The organism is Streptomyces sp. NBC_00249 (assembly GCF_026342355.1).
Lineage (GTDB): Bacteria > Actinomycetota > Actinomycetes > Streptomycetales > Streptomycetaceae > Streptomyces.
On record NZ_JAPEMV010000009.1, the window covers coordinates 260,082 to 273,681 of the forward strand.

14 protein-coding genes are annotated in these 13,600 nt (G+C 73.9%); 8 read left to right on the forward strand and 6 right to left on the reverse strand.

The annotated features are described in order from the left end of the window. Positions 1–334: 334 nt before the first annotated feature. Positions 335–1,189, forward strand: coding sequence for a dimethylargininase (gene ddaH / locus OOK31_RS33060; RefSeq protein ID WP_353962697.1), 855 nt, complete (start codon positions 335–337; stop codon positions 1,187–1,189). A gap of 34 nt (positions 1,190–1,223) precedes the next feature. After that, positions 1,224–1,748 (forward strand): YbaK/EbsC family protein, encoded by a 525-nt coding sequence (locus tag OOK31_RS33065; RefSeq protein WP_267091084.1) that lies wholly within the window; start codon positions 1,224–1,226, stop codon positions 1,746–1,748. A gap of 217 nt (positions 1,749–1,965) precedes the next feature. Here the strand turns inward: OOK31_RS33065 and OOK31_RS33070 are convergent, their stop codons facing one another. Together OOK31_RS33070 and OOK31_RS33075 are read right to left on the reverse strand one after the other, a co-directional pair. Next, on the reverse strand, positions 1,966–2,955 hold the full coding sequence (locus OOK31_RS33070; RefSeq protein WP_267091085.1) for an aldo/keto reductase: 990 nt from the start codon (positions 2,953–2,955) through the stop codon (positions 1,966–1,968). Between the two features lie 59 nt (positions 2,956–3,014). Continuing rightward, positions 3,015–3,725: a GDSL-type esterase/lipase family protein gene (locus OOK31_RS33075; RefSeq protein WP_267091086.1), complete on the reverse strand. Its 711-nt coding sequence runs from the start codon at positions 3,723–3,725 to the stop codon at positions 3,015–3,017. 76 nt (positions 3,726–3,801) lie between these two features. Between OOK31_RS33075 and OOK31_RS33080 the strand changes: the two genes are divergently transcribed. Continuing rightward, complete coding sequence (locus tag OOK31_RS33080; RefSeq protein WP_267091087.1) at positions 3,802–4,818, forward strand: WD40 repeat domain-containing protein; 1,017 nt, start codon at positions 3,802–3,804, stop codon at positions 4,816–4,818. 74 nt (positions 4,819–4,892) lie between these two features. After that, positions 4,893–5,996: a helix-turn-helix domain-containing protein gene (locus OOK31_RS33085; RefSeq protein WP_267091088.1), complete on the forward strand. Its 1,104-nt coding sequence runs from the start codon at positions 4,893–4,895 to the stop codon at positions 5,994–5,996. 234 nt (positions 5,997–6,230) lie between these two features. On the opposite strand, the gene OOK31_RS33090 is transcribed toward OOK31_RS33085, so the two are convergent. The 4 genes from OOK31_RS33090 to OOK31_RS33105 form a co-directional block, all read right to left on the reverse strand. Next, positions 6,231–7,739 (reverse strand): flotillin family protein, encoded by a 1,509-nt coding sequence (locus OOK31_RS33090; RefSeq protein ID WP_267091089.1) that lies wholly within the window; start codon positions 7,737–7,739, stop codon positions 6,231–6,233. 147 nt (positions 7,740–7,886) lie between these two features. After that, positions 7,887–8,270: a hypothetical protein gene (locus tag OOK31_RS33095; RefSeq protein WP_267091090.1), complete on the reverse strand. Its 384-nt coding sequence runs from the start codon at positions 8,268–8,270 to the stop codon at positions 7,887–7,889. Between the two features lie 11 nt (positions 8,271–8,281). After that, the gene (locus tag OOK31_RS33100) at positions 8,282–8,506 is read right to left on the reverse strand and encodes a hypothetical protein (protein ID WP_267091091.1); all 225 of its coding nucleotides are present in this window, start codon (positions 8,504–8,506) and stop codon (positions 8,282–8,284) included. 33 nt (positions 8,507–8,539) lie between these two features. Next, positions 8,540–9,463 (reverse strand): DUF3027 domain-containing protein, encoded by a 924-nt coding sequence (locus tag OOK31_RS33105; protein WP_267091092.1) that lies wholly within the window; start codon positions 9,461–9,463, stop codon positions 8,540–8,542. 344 nt (positions 9,464–9,807) lie between these two features. Here OOK31_RS33105 and OOK31_RS33110 point away from each other — a divergent pair, with 344 nt between their 5' ends. The 4 genes from OOK31_RS33110 to OOK31_RS33125 all read left to right on the forward strand — a co-directional run bounded on the left by OOK31_RS33110 (position 9,808) and on the right by OOK31_RS33125 (position 13,581). Continuing rightward, a complete protein-coding gene (locus OOK31_RS33110; protein ID WP_323188280.1) occupies positions 9,808–11,166 on the forward strand; it encodes an MFS transporter in 1,359 nt (452 codons plus the stop codon). A gap of 331 nt (positions 11,167–11,497) precedes the next feature. Beyond that, positions 11,498–11,989, forward strand: a complete 492-nt coding sequence (locus tag OOK31_RS33115; RefSeq protein WP_267091094.1) for a DUF2771 domain-containing protein — start codon at positions 11,498–11,500, stop codon at positions 11,987–11,989. 10 nt (positions 11,990–11,999) lie between these two features. After that, on the forward strand, positions 12,000–12,725 hold the full coding sequence (locus OOK31_RS33120) for a futalosine hydrolase (RefSeq protein WP_267091095.1): 726 nt from the start codon (positions 12,000–12,002) through the stop codon (positions 12,723–12,725). Beyond that, positions 12,712–13,581, forward strand: coding sequence for a 1,4-dihydroxy-6-naphthoate synthase (locus tag OOK31_RS33125; protein ID WP_267091096.1), 870 nt, complete (start codon positions 12,712–12,714; stop codon positions 13,579–13,581). Before OOK31_RS33120 ends, OOK31_RS33125 begins: the two co-directional genes overlap by 14 nt. Positions 13,582–13,600: the final 19 nt, after the last annotated feature.

A 13,600-nucleotide genomic window follows, 5' to 3' on the forward strand; every position in this document is an offset into this window, starting at 1 on the left:
CATGCGTTCCCCGCTCACACGACCACTATGGCCGTTTCACCTCTACAGCCCCACCCGAACCCAATTAGTCATATATCCGCATACCTTGATGAAGCCGACACTGCCCCATCCGAACATTCACCGGAACGAAAGAGAACCCCACCACTTCCAGCCTCCGGCCCCCTCCCCGCAGGTCGTAGACAGGCGCCGGTAGAAGCAGTAGAGGCGACCCCGGCATGCTCCCGTCGAGTACCCGCTCGCCTCCGCCCGCTGACGCAACCGCACGCACCGCCGGTCGCCCGCCCCACCACGCGTGTGACCCGGAGTCCCTCCAGACACCCTTGAAGGAGTTCCCGTGCCGCTCACCGAGCCCGCGACCACCCTCCCGGCCCCGGCCCCCTCGCGCGTCGCCACCCGACGCCGGCTGCTGATGTGCCGTCCGCGGCACTACGACGTCACGTACTCGATCAACCCGTGGATGCACCCGGAGAACCGCACCGACACCGCCCTCGCCGTCCGCCAGTGGGAGCGGCTGCGCGACCTGTACCTCGGGCTCGGCCACCTCGTGGAGGAGATCGAGCCAGTCGACGGGCTGCCCGACATGGTGTTCGCCGCCAACGGCGCGACCGTCGTCGACGGCAAGGTGTACGGGGCCCGCTTCCGGCACGCGCAGCGCACCGCGGAGGGCCCGGCGTACCTGGACTGGTTCCGGGCCCGGGGCTACCGCGAGCTGCTGTGGCCCGAGTACGTCAACGAGGGCGAGGGCGACTTCCTCACCGTCGGCCGCCGGCTGCTGGCCGGCACCGGCTTCCGTACCGACCCGCGCTCGCACGCCGAGGCCCAGGAGTTCTTCGGCCTGCCGGTGACGAGCCTGACCCTCGTCGACCCGGAGTACTACCACCTGGACACGGCGCTCGCCGTGCTCTCCGACGGCGAGGTCATGTACTACCCGGCCGCATTCTCCGAGGGCAGCCGGTCGGTGCTCCGCACCCTGTTCCCCCACGCGATCCTCGCGACCGCCGAGGACGCCGCGGTCTTCGGGCTGAACGCCTTCTCCGACGGCCGCCACGTGCTGCTGCCGGACGCGGCGACCGGCCTGAAGGCCCAGCTCAGCGCGCGCGGCTTCGAACCCGTCGGAGTCGATCTCTCCGAGCTCCTGAAAGCGGGCGGCAGCGTGAAGTGCTGCACCCTGGAGCTGCGCGACCGCTGAGTCACCGCCGACGAAGTTTCCAGAAAGGACCGTTGTGACCTCTGCGACCGCGATCGCGGACAGCTACGCCCGTCTGATCGACCTCCTGGCGGGCGGAGGAGCCGACTACCGGCTGCTGCGCCACGCCCCGGAGGGGCGGACCGAACTCGCCACCCTCATCCGCGGCCACCGTCTCGAACAGGCGGCCAAGTGCATGGTCATCAGAGTCGCGCTGGGGCGCAAGAAGCGCCGCTACGTGATCGCGGTGGTGCCCGGCCACCGCCGCGTCGACCTGGACGCCGTCCGGGACGAGTACGGCGGCACGAAGGCCTCCTTCGCGGTGCGGGAGGTCGCCGAGGAACTGACGGGCTGCGCCAGCGGTTCGATCATGCCGGTCAGCTTCGACCCCTCGGTGGAGGTGGTGGTCGACCCGGACCTGCTGGAGCACGACGAGATCTGGTTCAACGCCGGCCGGCTCGACGAGTCGGTGGCGCTGAGCACGGCCAGCTACGTGGCGCTGGTCCGGCCGCGGGCGGCCCGGATCAGTGAGGTGGGCGCGCTGCTGGCCGTAGGGGGCTGACCGGAGGGCGGGCGGAGGACGGCCTCCGCCCGCCCGGCCCGCCCGGCCCCACCATGACGCACGTCTCCCGGCCCCTGGCACGGGGCCCGGGGGCGACCGCGTTAGTCTCGACGGGTGGACCCGAAGACCAGAAACCGTGTCATGGCCGGTGTGCTCGTGCTGATGTTCGTCGTCGTCGCCGTGGCGGCCGCCGTCGGGCAGTAGCGCCCCCGCCCGCCTACCAGGCGAACGCCTCCGGCGACGCCCCCGGCCCCGGGAAGATCTCGTCCAGGGACGTCAGGAGTTCCGCCGACAGCTCCAGCTCCACCGCCCGCAGCGCGGACGCGAGCTGCTCCGGCGTACGCGGGCCGACGATCGGGCCGGTGACGCCGGGCCGGGTCAGCAGCCAGGCCAGGGCCACGTCGCCGGGCTCCAGGCCGTGCTTGTCGAGGAGGTCCTCGTACCGCTGCACCTGCGCCCGTACGTCGCTGTTGGCCAGCGCGTCCGCCGAGCGGCCCGAGGCGCTGCGCCCCGGGGTGCCCGCCTTGCGGATCGCGCCGCCGAGCAGGCCGCCGTGCAGCGGGGACCACGGGATGACGCCGAGCCCGTACGCCTCGGCGGCCGGGATGACCTCCATCTCGGCGCGCCGCTCCGCGAGGTTGTAGAGGCACTGCTCGCTGACCAGGCCGAGCCGCCCGATGCGCGCCGCCGTCTCGTTGGCCTGGGCGATCTTCCAGCCGGGGAAGTTGGAGGAACCCGCGTAGAGGATCTTGCCCTGCTGGATCAGGACCTCGACGGCCTGCCAGATCTCCTCGAAGGGGGTCAGCCGGTCGACGTGGTGGAACTGGTACACGTCGATGTGGTCGGTGCGCAGGCGCCGCAGGCTGGCGTCGACGGCCCGGCGGATGTTCAGCGCCGAGAGCCGGTCGAAGTTGGGCCAGGTGTCGCCCTCGCGGGACATGGAGCCGTAGACCTTCGTCGCGAGGACCGTCTTCTCGCGGCGGCCGCCGCCCTGGGCGAACCAGGTGCCGATGATCTCCTCGGTGCGGCCCTTGTTCTCGCCCCAGCCATAGACGTTGGCGGTGTCGAAGAAATTGACGCCGGCGTCGAGGGCCGCGTCCATGAGGGCGTGGCTCTCGGCCTCGCCGGTCTGGGGGCCGAAGTTCATGGTGCCGAGTACAAGTCGGCTGACCTTCAGGCCGGTGCGTCCGAGCTGTGTGTACTTCATGGGGCACTAGCCAACTGCTTGGAGTGCGCTCGAGGCAAGCCCCTCCCGTGAAGGGCGTGTTACGTGCCGGACGCGGGCCGGTACGGGCCGCCGATGCCCCACGCCTGGTGCAGGACGGCCGCGAACTCGCCGGCCAGGCGGTGCTCCCCGGAGGCGTTGGGGTGGGTGCCGTCGTAGGTGTCGCGGTGGATGTCGTAGTCCTGCGGGCGGGCGGCCAGCAGGATGGGCGAGGTGTCCGTCGTCAGGTCGGCGACGGCCTTCGCGAGGAGTTCGTTGAAGCGGTCGACCTCGGCGGCGAAGGGGGCGTCCTCCTCGGCGCGGACGTTCGGGATGACGGGCAGGAAGACCATCCGGACGCCGGGGCGGGCCGCGCGCGCGGCGGCGACGAAGCGGCGGGCGTTGGCGGCGGTCTCGTCGGCCTTCGTGTAGAAGCCGAGGTCGATCAGGCCGAGGGAGACGAGCAGGACGTCGGCCTCGGCGGCCGCGGCGGCGGGGCCGATGAGGGGGGCCATGTGCTGCCAGCCCTCGCCCCAGCCGGCGAGGTGCCGGCGGGCGTGCCCGGGGAAGGCCGGGTCGGCGTAGTCGTGGCTGGTGGGGGCGTCCGTGAGGGTGTCGTAGAGCGCGGTGCGCGGCCCGACGATCCGGTGGGCGCCGGCCGGTTCCGCAGCCGGTTCCGGGGTGGTGGTGAGGTGCTGCCACATCCGGTAGCGCCAGGTGAAGTCTCCGGCGCGTCCGATGGTCATGGAGTCGCCGACGAACATGAAACGCATCCGGTCATCATCGCGGATCACCCGACGGGAACCCCTGTGATGCCGGACACGCCGTACGTGCTGGCAGGCTGGGGGGATGCGCCTGCTGCCCGTGTGGACCGTTCCCGCCGCCCTCGTACTCGCCGCCCTGCTGCCGGGCGCCGCCGCGGCGGCCGAGACCCCCGGCGCCGCCGGCTTCACGATCGGCGACCCGCGGATCAAGGAGTCGAGCGGGCTCGCCGCCAGCCGGACCCATCCGGGCGTGTACTGGACGCACAACGACAGCGACGACGGCCCGTACGTGTACGCGGTGGACTCCGCGACGGGCAGGACGGTCGCCCGGATCACGCTGACCGGGATCGGGACCCCGCGCGACGTGGAGGCGATCTCGCTGGGCCCGGACGGGCAGCTGTACGTCGGCGACATCGGGGACAACCGGGGCGGCACCTGGGACCACGTGTGGATCTACCGCTTCCCGGAGCCGAAGGAGCTGGCCGACGCCACCGTCAAGGCCGAGCAGTTCACCGTGACCTACGACGGCGGGCCGCGCGACGCCGAGTCGCTGATGGTGCATCCGGTGACGGGCCGGGTGTACATCGCCAGCAAGAACCAGCAGGGCGGCGGCCTGTACGAGGGCCCGGAGCGGCTCTCGGCGGACGGGAAGAACGTCTTCCGGCGGATCGAGGACGTGCCGTGGGTGACGGACGGCGCCTTCTCCCCCGACGGCACCCGGCTGACGTTGCGCGGCTACCTGACGGCGCGCACCTGGCCGTGGAAGGACGGCCGCCCGGAGGGTGAGGGCGAGCGGGTGGACGCGCCGTGGCAGGGGCAGGCGGAGTCGGTGACGTACGCGCCCGACGGGCGGACGCTGATGTTCGGCGCGGAGGGCGCCTCCAGCCGGGTCGTGGCCGTGCCGGTGGCGACGGCCGGGGACGCCCCGAAGGGCTCCGCCCCGGCCCCCGCGCGCTCCGGCGGCGGCCCGGCGCCGTCGGCCGGGGCCCCGGCGGGCGGGGACGGCGGCGGGGCCTATGGCAAGGGCGTCCTGGTGCTCGCGGGCGCCACCGTGCTGGCCCTCGGGGCGAAGCGGCTGGTGCGGCGCCGGCAGAAGGGCTGAACCCGGAACCGGGGGGAGAGATTCCGCGTCCCTGGCCTCGGAACTGGTCGTGGTCGTGTGGGGAGTTGCAGAAGATGAGCGTGCGGATCTCCTCGGCCGCCGTGGCTCCGCGGGACAGGTTCGAATGGTTCACGGACGTCATCGCCCGCTCGCTCGCGCCGACCGCGATCCGCTGCGAGGACCCCGCCGCCTTCCGTGCCGAAGCCACCCTGCTGGACCTGGGCGCCGTCCAGGTGTCCACCTTCACGTACGGCCCGCTGAGCTCGCGCCGCACCCCGGCCCTGATCCGGCGGGGCGACCCGGAGCAGTACCAGCTGGCCCTGGTGACCGGCAGCCCCATGTGGATCTCGCAGCGGCGCGGTGACTCGGGGCCGGTCAGCGGCGACCTGGTGCTCTGGGACACCTCGCACCCGTACGAGGCCGGCGCCCCGGGCGAGGACGGCGACGTGGTCCGGGCGGTGGTCATGCAACTTCCCCGGTCCGCGCTGCCGTTCCGGGCCGACCGGGTGGACCGGCTGCTCGCGCAGCGGATCCCCGCCGGGCGGGGCATGGGCGCGGTACTGGCCCAGTTCCTCGGCTCGGTCGGCGCCCACGCCGACGGCTGCGGGGAGCGGGAGCTGGCCCGGCTGGGCTCGGTCGCGCTGGGGCTGGCGACGGCCTGCCTCGCGGAGCGGCTCGACGCGTACGACGACCTGCCCGCCGAGGCCCGTGAGGAGGTCCTGCTGCGGCAGATCGACGCCTTCATCGAGCACAACCTCGGCGACCCGGAGCTCACCCCGAAGGCGGTGGCGGCCCGGCACCACATCTCGCTGCGCCGGCTCCAGCAGCTGTTCCAGGGGCGCCGGGAGGGGGTCGCCGCCGCGATCCGGCGGCGCCGGCTGGAGCACTGCCGGGCCGACCTGCTGCGGCCGGAGCTGCTGGGCCGGCCCGTGCACGTGATCGCCGCCCGCTGGGGGTTCACCAGCGCGGCCGTCTTCAGCCGCGCCTTCCGGCAGGCGTACGGCCTGAGCCCCTCGGAACTCCGGCACACGGCCGCGCCGTCCGCCGCCGCCGGGCGCGACGGTGTGGTCGGTCTGCACGCGACCCGGCGGGCGGGTACGGGCGGCTGGGACGGCCCGGACCGGCGCATCGGAGCACGCGACCGGCGGACCTCCGGCCCGGACCGCCGACTGCCGTAGCAACCCCGCCGAGCGACTCCCGCGAAGCCCCGGGCGGCCTCCCCGGCGCCCCGGGCGGCGGCCGCGCAAACCTCGTTGCGCGCAAGGTCAACGAAGGCTGCGCGCACCGCACATACCGGGGCTCCACACCGTTCTATGATCGGTTTCCGGCCACCCCCGCAGCGGGGTGGCTCGGCCAGGACGTCCCACGGCCCGGCCGGGGTGCGCCCCGGCCGGCCCGTGCGACGACGCCGATCAGGCCTGGTCGTCGATCGGGATCTGCGTCTGCCGCGGGTCCCTGCCGTTCACGGGGGTGACGGCAGGGGCCTGCGGGGCCTGCTGAGCCATCGACGCCAGCATCTGGCGGGCCATCCCCAGGCCCGCGCCGCCCATCGTGAGGGCCTTCGCGAACATCTCCGACATCCCCTCGGCCCCGTTCAGCAGCACCATGTGCTCGACGTTCCCGAAGGCTCCCGCGCCCGCCTCGACGATCGCCGGCCAGTTCTCGGCGAGCTGCTGGGCGACCACCGCCTCCTGGTTCTCCGCCAGCGCGGCGGCCCGCGCCTTGATCGCCTCGGCCTCGGCGAGACCCTTGGCCTTCGCCGCTTCCGCCGCCGCCAGGCCGTTCGCCCGCGCCGACTCGGCCTGCGCGAGCCCCTTGGCCTGGGTGGCGGCCGCCTCCGCCTCACCGCTCGCCCGGGTCGCCGTCGCGGCGGCGAGCCCGCGCGCCTCGGTGGCCTGGGCCTCGGCCGCCGCGGCCGTCTTCACCCGGGTGGCCTCGGCGGCCGCCGCGAGTTCCGTCTCCTTCGCCTTGGCCTGCGCCGCCGAGATACGGGCGTCGCGTTCGGCCTCGGCGAGGGTCCTCGTCTGGTACGCCGCCGCGTCCGCGGGCTTGCGCACGTCGACCTGGAGCTGCTGCTCCCGCCGCTGCGCCTCCAGTTCCGCGACGCGGGTCTCCTGCACGACGACCTCCTGGCGGGCGGCGGCCTCCGACAGCGGGCCCGCCTGCCGGGCGGTCGCGGCGGCCTTGTCCCGTTCGGCCTGGTAGCCGGCCTGGAGGATCTCGCTGTCGCGGGTGGCCTCCGACATGCGGGCGAACGCGGCCTGTTCGGCCTCGGTGGCCAGCCGGTTCGCCTCGGCCTGCGCGATGCGCGCGTCCCGCTGCACGGCGGCCGCGTGCGGCATCGCCAGGTTCTTGATGTACCCCGTCGGGTCCTCGATCTCGTGGATCTGGAGGGAGTCCACGATCAGCCCGAGCTTCTCCATCTCGGTACCGCAGGCCATCCGGGTCTGCCCCGTCAGCTTCTCCCGGTCGCGGATCATGTCCTCGACCGTCAGACCGCCCACGATGGACCTCAGATGGCCGGCGAAGACGATGTGCACCCGCTCCGGCATCATCTTCTGCTGGTCCAGGAAACGGCGGGCCGCATTGGCGATGGAGACGAGGTCGTCACCGACCTTGAAGATCACCACGCCCTTGACCCGCAGCGGAATGCCCTGATGGGTGACGCAGTCCACCGACAGCTGCGTCTCGTTGAGGTCCAGCGACAGCTTCCGTACCGCCTGCACCCCCGGCAGGACCAGCGTCCCGCGCCCGGTGACGATCCGGAACCCCATGCCCTCGCCGAGGCCCTCGGTCTTGTGCGTGGAACCGGAGATGACGAGCGCCTCGTTCGGTTCGGCCACCCGCCACATGAGCTTGAACAGGCCGATCAAGGCAATGACTGCGGCGAGAACGACTCCCGCCACGACGCCGACAGACATCGGCAACGCCCCCTTATCGCGGTGCCGTTCGACACCGACCGAGGGTGAGTCTGCGCCCGCGCCGCCACCGGGAGAAGTGGCGGGAACGTTCTTGTCGCCATCTTGATACGCACAGGTCGCGGCGGCATCGGCCGCCGGTGGGCGCGGTCAGGCGCGCAGCGCCGCCACGGCCTCCAGGACGGTCCAGCCGTCCAGTTCCACACCCCGGCGGTCCTCCGGCCGCCAGCCCCGGGCCAGCGCCTCGTCGAGCAGGGCCCGGACGGTGCCCGGCTCGTGCAGGTTCAGGTCTCCGCCGCCGACGGTGCCCACCCCGGCGGACGAGGCCACGTACGGCCCCGGCAGGACGCGGCCCGGGCCTTCCGCGAAGACCACCGTCAGCCTGCCGCCGCCCGGGACCAGGCGCAGCCCGACGGTCTGGCGGCAGTCCGCGGCCCGGCCGTCGGGGAGCCGGCGGTGGACGTGGCGGACCTTCCACAGGAAGGTCCGGTCGCCGACGACCAGCCGGCGGGCCTTCTTCGCCTTGCGCGGCATGCCCCGGGCTCCTATGCGTCGTAGGCGGCCATGACGTACACGGTGCGCGGCGGCAGGTACTCGACGACCGTCACCACCGTGCCGACGGCGAGGCGGCCCTCGCCGGGCGCCGGATGGGCCAGGAAGTGTTCGGCGCCGCCCCGGATGCGGACGATGACCTCACCGACCAGCCCCGGCCCGACGGTTCCCGTGACCCGGCCGGTCAACCCCACCATGTCCATGCCCGTGTCCCCCATGGGGCGAGCGTAGCCCGGGGGCTCCGGCCTGGGTCAGGAGTGGCCCAGATCGGCGGCCGGGAGGTCCGTCACCGGGACCGAGCCGGTGTCGGGGGCCGGGCGCAGCGGGAACTCGTCCATGGCCGTCGAGTCGAGGACCGGCGGCGCGGGCCGCGGGGTCTTCGGCATGACGGCGGCCTCCGAATGGCCGCCGCAGCCGTACGAGAGGGAGACGAGCCGGCCGTCGGCCGGTCCGAACTCGTTCGCGCAGACACCGAAGGCCTGGCCCAGGGAGCCGCCGATGGCGACGAGGAACCCGCAGGACACGCAGGAAGCCGGGGCGGCCTGCGCCATCGGGGTCTTCGCGCCGAAGGAGTCGTCCCAGCGGTCGGCCGCGCCGTGCAGGCCGTACCGGGACAGGACCCGGGCGCGCCGCATGCCCAGCTCCTCGGCGACGGAGGTGATGGATCCGCGCGCGGGGACGACCACCCGGTCGGTGACGTCGGCGTCCTCCGCCTCGACCAGTTCGGCCATCTCGGTGGAGACGACCGAGTTCGGCGGCGGGGCGTCCTCGTCGGACCAGCCCTGCTCCAGGCGCAGGTCGTCGGCGTCGGTGGGCAGCAGGTCGCCCGGTCCCATGTCGCCGGGGCGCAGCCGTTCGCTCCACGGCACCCACTCGGGTGCCAGCAGGGCGTCGTCGCCGGGGAGCAGCACCGTTTCGTCGAGGGTGACGTTCTTCGCGCGGGAGGCGCGGGTGACGGTCACCGCCCAGCGCCAGCCCCGGTAGCCCGGTTCCTTGCACTCGAAGAAGTGGGTGACGACCCGGTCACCCTCCGACACGGCGGAGACGTGCTCGCCGACCACACCGGGGTACGCGGCCTCCTCGGCCGCCGTACGGGCGAGCTCCACCGCCTCGGCGCACAGCCGGTCGGGGGCGGGGGTACGCGGGGTACGGCTTCGCGTCGTCGCAGCACTCACAGGTCTCGTTCTCTCCTACGCCGTCTCACGAGTGCGCCGTCCGTACTGTCGTCCACAACGACCCGTCGGTCCCGTCCGTACGTAGCGCGGGCGGAGCGGACCAGAGGGCCGCGTCGACGTCCGCGCCCGATCGGACTCCGGGCGCACCTACCTGCGATCCATTCTGCGGGATCGCGAAGAGGCGCGCGGCCAAGAGCAACCGCCGGTGGCGCGCTACGCACGCTACCTCCTCTTACGGCTTCGGCCCACATGCGAGGTCCGATTCGCGGACAACGGACGACCCCGGCGCGGCCCCGGACGTGCCGGGAGGGGTCCGGGAGGGCCGGGTGGGGCACTATGGCCACGTGGCACCCGTACGGTCGTCCGCCGACGGCTCGGGACCGGCCAGGCGGGCCGGCCGGGCTGTCGGGCGCGCCCTGCACCTGCCGTTCACCGGTACGGCACGCGGGATCCGCCGGGCCACGCACGCCCACGGGGCGGGCGAGTCGGGCCTCGGCCGGCTGATCGAACTGCACGCCATCAACGGCGCCGGCGATGTGATGATCACGGTGGCGCTGGCCTCGACGGTGTTCTTCTCCGTCCCCACGGACGAGGCACGCGGACGGGTGGCCCTGTACCTGGCCATCACCATGGCCCCCTTCACCCTGCTGGCCCCCGTGATCGGTCCGCTCCTGGACCGGCTGCCGCACGGGCGGCGGGCCGCGATGGCCTGCGCGATGCTCGCGCGGGCGCTGCTGGCGCTGATGATGTCGGGCGCGGTGGCCACGGGCGGGCTGGAGCTGTACCCGGCGGCGCTGGGCGTGCTGGTCGCGTCGAAGGCGTACGGCGTCGTGCGCAGCGCGGTCGTGCCGCGGCTGCTCCCGCCGAAGTTCTCACTCGTCAAGGCGAACTCCCGGGTGACGCTCGCCGGACTCCTCGCCACGGGCGCCGCCGCGCCCGTCGCGGCCGGGCTGCACACGATCGGGCCGCCGTGGCCGCTGTACGGGGCCTGCGCGATCTTCGTGTGGGGGACGTTCGCGGCGTTCCAGCTGCCGCACAAGGTCGACGAGGCCAAGGGCGAACGGCGGGCCCGGCTGTCCACCCACGAGGCGCACTCGAAACGGCCCGGACTGCGGACGGTGAGCCGCTCGGTGCTGTGCGGGCTCCTCGCCAACGCGGCGATGCGCGGACTGTCCGGGTTCCTGATCTTCTTCCTGGCGTTCCTGCTGCGCGAGCACCCGCTCCCCGGGCAGAGCGCGGCCGTGTCCCTGGGCATCGTCGGGGTCTCGGCGGGCGTCGGCAACGCGTGCGGGACGGCGGTCGGCGCGTGGCTGCGGGCGCGGGCCCCGGAGGCCATCGTCGCGGCCGTCCTGTGCACGACGCTCGCGGTGGCGGTGGTCGCGGCGGTGTTCTTCAGCGGGGCGATGATGGCCGTCCTCGGCGCGACGGCGGGCTTCTGCCAGGCCCTGGCGAAACTGTCCCTCGACGCGATGATCCAGCGGGACGTGCCGGAGGCCGTCCGCACGTCGGCGTTCGCCCGATCGGAGACCCTGCTGCAGGTGGCGTGGGTGCTGGGCGGGGCGATCGGCATCGCGCTGCCGCTGAACGGGGTACTGGGGATGGCCGTCGCCGCGGCCATCGTCGCCCTCGGCACCCTCATGGCCCTCCGCGGCGTCCTTGCGCCCCCGCGCCGCCACCCGTCGTCCCGCCCCCGCGTGGCCTGAGCCGGCGTTTCCGCTGCGCGGGGCGGAGTCCCCGACCCGCCCTTCCACCGTTCCCTGGGGCTCCGCCCCGGACCTCGCGCCTCAAACGCCGGCGGGGCCGGAGATGCCCTCCGGGCACCCCAGCCAGCACCCGAACGGCTACGGCGGCCAGAATCCAGCCCCGCCGGCGTTTGAGGCGCGGGGGTCCGGGGGCTGGCCCCCGGCAGCGGACCTGCGGACGAACGGCCGCGCCGGCCGCATCCGGGACCGAACCGCCCGGCAAGGGCAACGGCGGCGCACCCGAGGACCCCCGTGCGGCGCACCCGGCGGGTGGCCCGATAGCCTTCGGCTCATGACCGCACCGCTTTTCCCGGGTAGGGCCCGCCGCAGCGTCGCGGCCCTCGGAGCCGTGTCCGCCGGGCTCCTCCTCCTGTCCGCCTGCGACAAGCCGACGCCCCTCGCGACGGTGACCGTCGGCAGCTCCTCGGTGTCCTCGGAGGCCGACTGCCGCCCCGAGGGCGGCAAGGACCTCGCCATGGACCGCCTCCAGGAGTGCCTGACGGGCCTCAAGGACGCCAAGACCATCGACTACGCCCGCGGCGACACCCTGCGCCTCGGTGTCGAGCCGGAGATCGTCGAGGACGGCAAGAAGTGGCAGGCCGTGCTCGACGGCCAGCCGATCACCGAGCCCTCCGCCAACACGTACCGCAGCTTCCAGGGCGCCGACGTCTTCGCGACCGGCGGCCAGGGCGAGGCCCCCGCCTCGAAGATGCTCGGTTTCGTGCAGGTCGGCGAGGACGGCAAGCCGCTCGCCGTCTGGTCCTTCAAGCTCAAGCTCAAGTAAGCAGCGCACCGTGCGCGCGCTCGTCGTGACCGCGGTGGCCGTGGAGGCCGACTCCGTGGCCGCCGGTCTCACCCCTCATCCGGACCCGGTCGCGTCCGAGCCGCGCACACTCCGCGGCGGGTACCTCATCACCCGCCGCGACCTGCCCGGCCTCGCCGCCGACGTGCTCGTCGGCGGTGTCGGCCCGGCCGCCGCCGCGGCCGCGACGGCCACCGCGCTCGCGCTGGCCGACTACTCCCTCGTCATCTCCGCCGGCATCGGCGGCGGGTTCGCGCCCGCCGCCCCGCTCGGCTCGCTCGTGGTGGCCGACGCGCTCGTCGCCGCCGACCTGGGCGCACAGACCCCGGAGGGTTTCCTCCCGGTCCAGGAGCTCGGCTTCGGCCGCGGCGTGCACCTGCCGCCCGCCGAGCTGGCCGCCCGCGCCGCCGAGGCGACCGGCGCACTGCTCGCTCCCGTCCTCACCGTCTCCACCGTCACCGGCAGCGCCGCCCGCGCCGCCGAGCTCGCCGCCCGGCATCCGCTCGCCGGGGCCGAGGCGATGGAGGGCTTCGGGGTGGCGGAGGCGGCCGCCGCGTACGGGCTGCCCGTACTGGAGATCCGCGCCGTGTCCAACGCCGTCGGTCCCCGTGACCGGGCCGCCTGGCGGATCGGGGACGCGCTCGGCGCCCTGACCGCCGGATTCCGCGCCCTGGGACCCGTACTCGTCAACTGGGGAGAACGACATGAGCACCGGTGAACGGCTCCGCATCGCCTACTCGCCCTGCCCGAACGACACGTTCGTGTTCGACGCCTGGGCGCACGGCCGCGTCCCCGGCGCGCCCGCCCTCGACGTGACCTTCGCCGACATCGACATCACCAACGGCATGGCCGAGCGCGGCGAGCTGGACGTGCTGAAGGTGTCCTACGCCGTCCTCCCCTGGGTCCTGGAGGAGTACGCGCTGCTGCCCTGCGGCGGGGCCCTGGGGCGCGGCTGCGGCCCGCTTGTGCTTGTAAAAGATCGCGGCCTGACGCGGGAGCCGGGCCTGGACCTGACCGGCCGGACGGTGGCGGTGCCGAGCGAACGCTCCACCGCCTACCTGCTGTTCCGGCTGTGGGCGGCGGACGTGCTGCCGCAGGGCGTCGGCAAGGTGGTGGTGCTGCCGTTCCACGAGATCATGCCGGCGGTACGGGACGGGCGGGTGGACGCCGGACTGGTCATCCACGAAGCCCGGTTCACCTATCAGGACTACGGGCTGCACTGCCTGGCCGACATGGGCGAGCACTGGGAGTCCACGACCGGCCTGCCGATCCCGCTCGGCGCGATCATCGCGAAGCGCTCGCTGGGCGAGGACACGCTGCGCGCGCTGGCCGAGTCGGCCCGTACGTCGGTCCGGATGGCCTGGGAGGACCCGGAGGCGTCCCGGCCGTACGTACGCGCCCACGCGCAGGAGCTGGACCCGGCGGTCGCCGACCAGCACATCGGGCTGTACGTCAACGAGTTCACCGCGGACCTCGGCGACGACGGCTACGCGGCCGTCCGCGGGCTGCTGACCAGGGCCGCGGCCGAGGGACTGGTTCCGGCCATCGGACCGGACGCGCTGCGCTTCCCCTGACCTTCCCCCGGCCCCGTCG

Bases quoted from the DNA above. Each gene is read 5' to 3' on its own strand.
- OOK31_RS33070 (WP_267091085.1), bottom strand. From the start codon at position 2,955: ATGAAGTACACACAGCTCGGACGCACCGGCCTGAAGGTCAGCCGACTT.
- OOK31_RS33075 (WP_267091086.1), bottom strand. From the start codon at position 3,725: ATGCGTTTCATGTTCGTCGGCGACTCCATGACCATCGGACGCGCCGGA.
- OOK31_RS33080 (WP_267091087.1), top strand. From the start codon at position 3,802: ATGCGCCTGCTGCCCGTGTGGACCGTTCCCGCCGCCCTCGTACTCGCC.
- OOK31_RS33085 (WP_267091088.1), top strand. From the start codon at position 4,893: ATGAGCGTGCGGATCTCCTCGGCCGCCGTGGCTCCGCGGGACAGGTTC.
- OOK31_RS33090 (WP_267091089.1), bottom strand. From the start codon at position 7,739: ATGTCTGTCGGCGTCGTGGCGGGAGTCGTTCTCGCCGCAGTCATTGCC.
- OOK31_RS33095 (WP_267091090.1), bottom strand. From the start codon at position 8,270: ATGCCGCGCAAGGCGAAGAAGGCCCGCCGGCTGGTCGTCGGCGACCGG.
- OOK31_RS33100 (WP_267091091.1), bottom strand. From the start codon at position 8,506: ATGGGGGACACGGGCATGGACATGGTGGGGTTGACCGGCCGGGTCACG.
- OOK31_RS33115 (WP_267091094.1), top strand. From the start codon at position 11,498: ATGACCGCACCGCTTTTCCCGGGTAGGGCCCGCCGCAGCGTCGCGGCC.
- OOK31_RS33125 (WP_267091096.1), top strand. From the start codon at position 12,712: ATGAGCACCGGTGAACGGCTCCGCATCGCCTACTCGCCCTGCCCGAAC.